Below are 3,332 nucleotides of genomic sequence, written 5' to 3' on the forward strand. Positions count from 1 at the left end.
CCTCCACAAGTTTCCGAAAGGGGAATTTGAGGAAGAAAGAGGAAGTAAAGACCTGGAAACGGGAACAAAACAGATAAGCAAAAGTGTTTATCTAAAGCTTAAGAAGAAAAAGGTAGCGCAACGCTAAGCGTTTAGCGGTAGGCGAGACCACAATGATAGGATGCTTAATACAGACAGGATCATTAGTCTGAGAACCTGTTGGATTAGGCTGTATACCGATCAAAAAGTTCATTGACATGTTGTGAAAGAATTACGAGACACATAGGTAGTAAGTGTAGTGCTTAAAGCTTATAGCTTAAAGCATGAAGCTTCAAAAAATACTCTAGCTAATGGCGTTATGCAAGTCATTAGCCGCATAAGACAATAGAGAAAGTAGTTAAGGGCGCATGGAGGATGCCTTGGCTCTCAGAGGCGAAGAAGGACGTGATAAGCTGCGAAAAGCTGCGGGGATCGGCAAATACGAATTGATCCGCAGATATCCGAATGGGACAACCCGGCTGGTTGAAGACCAGTCATGCTGACTTAACGTCAGTAGGCAAACCCGGAGAACTGAAACATCTAAGTACCCGGAGGAAGAGAAAACAATAGTGATTCTGTTAGTAGTGGCGAGCGAACGCGGAATAGCCCAAACCCATTATGTTACGGCATGATGGGGGTTGTAGGACTGCAACAATCATTGATAATAGAACCTGAATCATCTGGGAAGTTGAACCACAGAAGGTGAAAGTCCTGTAAGGGTAACCTTATTAATGATAGCAGTATCCTGAGTAGGGCGGGACAGGTGAAATCCCGTCTGAATCTACCGGCACCATCCGGTAAGGCTAAATACTCCTGAGAGACCGATAGTGAACAAGTACCGTGAGGGAAAGGTGAAAAGTACCCTGAATAAGGGGGTGAAATAGTACCTGAAACCATGCGCTTACAAGCGGTCGGAGCCCTTTAGTGGGGTGACGGCGTGCCTTTTGCATAATGAGCCTACGAGTTACACCTCACTGGCAAGGTTAAGGATTTAGAAGTCCGGAGCCGGAGCGAAAGCGAGTCTGAATAGGGCGCTTAGTCAGTGGGGGTAGACGCGAAACTTTGTGATCTACCCATGACCAGGGTGAAGGTGCGGTAACACGCACTGGAGGCCCGAACCAGTAAACGTTGAAAAGTTTTTGGATGAGTTGTGGGTAGGGGTGAAAGGCCAATCAAACTGAGAAATAGCTCGTACTCCCCGAAATGCTTTTAGGAGCAGCGTGGAGGTTAATTCTGATAGAGGTAGAGCTACCAATAGGACTAGGGGGAGTCACATCCTACCAAATCCTGATGAACTCCGAATGCTATCAGATATACTCTGCAGTGAGGGCAAGGGTGCTAAGGTCCTTGTCCGAGAGGGAAAGAACCCGGACCACCAGCTAAGGTCCCCAAGTGTATACTAAGTTGAACTAAGGTAGTTCAGTTGCCGAGACAGCCAGGATGTTGGCTTGGAAGCAGCCATTCATTTAAAGAGTGCGTAACAGCTCACTGGTCGAGCGACAGAGCATCGATGATAATCGGGCATTAAGTATACCACCGAAGCTGTGGACCTGACCCATAAGGCGTCAGGTGGTAGGGGAGCATTCTATTGGCGGCGAAGGTGTGAGGTAACTCATGTTGGAGCAAATAGAAAAGCAAATGTAGGCATAAGTAACGATAAGGCGGGTGAGAAACCCGCCCACCGATAGACTAAGGTTTCCTGATCAACGCTAATCGGATCAGGGTTAGTCGGGACCTAAGGCGAACCCGAAGGGGGTAGTCGATGGAGGATGGGTTAATATTCCCATACTACCGATACCAGTGATGGGGTGACGGAGTAGTGAAAGGCACGCGTGCTGACGGAATAGCACGTTAAAGGGTGTAGGTATTGGAACCGCAGGCAAATCCGCGGATCTAGCTGAACCTGATAGTACCACAATCCTTCGGGAGCGTGGATAGTTGCCCTAATCAGACTTCCAAGAAAAACCTCTAAACTTATGGTATTGGTACCCGTACCGCAAACCGACACAGGTAGTCAAGGAGAGAATCCTGAGGTGCTCGAGTGATTCATGGCTAAGGAACTAGGCAAAATGGCCCTGTAACTTCGGGAGAAGGGGCGCTTACCCTGACGCTAGTCGTCAGGGAAGCCGCAGTGAAAAGGTCCAGGCGACTGTTTAGCAAAAACACATGGCTATGCGAAATCGAAAGATGATGTATATGGCCTGACACCTGCCCGGTGCTGGAAGGTTAAGGGGGGATGTTATCCTGACGTTTACCGTCAGGAGAAGCATTGAACTGAAGCCCCAGTAAACGGCGGCCGTAACTATAACGGTCCTAAGGTAGCGAAATTCCTTGTCGGGTAAGTTCCGACCTGCACGAATGGTGCAACGATCTGGATACTGTCTCAGCCATGAGCTCGGTGAAATTGTAGTAGCGGTGAAGATGCCGCTTACCCGCAACGGGACGGAAAGACCCCATGAACCTTTACTATAGCTTAACATTGACATTGTGTAAATGATGTGTAGGATAGGTGGGAGACTATGAAGCGGCCTCGCCAGGGGTTGTGGAGTCATTGTTGAAATACCACCCTTCATTTACGTGATGCCTAATCCCTGTATGGGAGACAGTGTTTGGTGGGTAGTTTGACTGGGGTGGTCGCCTCCAAAAGAGTAACGGAGGCTTCCAAAGGTTCCCTCAGCACGCTTGGTAACCGTGCGAAGAGCGCAATAGCATAAGGGAGCTTGACTGTGAGGCCAACAAGCCGAGCAGGGACGAAAGTCGGGTATAGTGATCCGGTGGTTCCGCATGGAAGGGCCATCGCTCAAAGGATAAAAGGTACTCTGGGGATAACAGGCTGATCTCCCCCAAGAGCTCACATCGACGGGGAGGTTTGGCACCTCGATGTCGGCTCGTCACATCCTGGGGCTGGAGAAGGTCCCAAGGGTTGGGCTGTTCGCCCATTAAAGTGGCACGCGAGCTGGGTTCAGAACGTCGTGAGACAGTTCGGTCCCTATCTGTTGTGGGCGTAAGAAATTTGCGAGGATCTGTCCTTAGTACGAGAGGACCGGGATGGACTGACCTCTGGTGTACCGGTTGTGGTGCCAGCTGCACCGCCGGGTAGCTATGTCAGGAAGGGATAAGCGCTGAAAGCATCTAAGCGCGAAACCCACCTCAAGATGAGATTTCTTTATAAGGGACGTTATAGACGATGACGTTGATAGGCTGCAGGTGTAAAGACAGAGATGTCAAAGCTGAGCAGTACTAATTACCCGTAAACTTTCTCTAGGGCCTATGCCCGTTATTCTTTCACAACAATATGTCATTGTGCTAGTTGC

At 49.3% G+C, this 3,332-nt stretch carries 1 rRNA gene; it reads left to right on the top strand.

Going from position 1 to position 3,332, the window contains the following annotated elements:
* Positions 1 to 366 precede the first annotated feature (366 nt).
* Positions 367 to 3,282, top strand: a 23S ribosomal RNA gene (locus C900_RS26225).
* Positions 3,283 to 3,332: the final 50 nt, after the last annotated feature.

The sequence above is a fragment of the Fulvivirga imtechensis AK7 genome, from assembly GCF_000331535.1.
Taxonomy (GTDB): domain Bacteria; phylum Bacteroidota; class Bacteroidia; order Cytophagales; family Cyclobacteriaceae; genus Fulvivirga; species Fulvivirga imtechensis.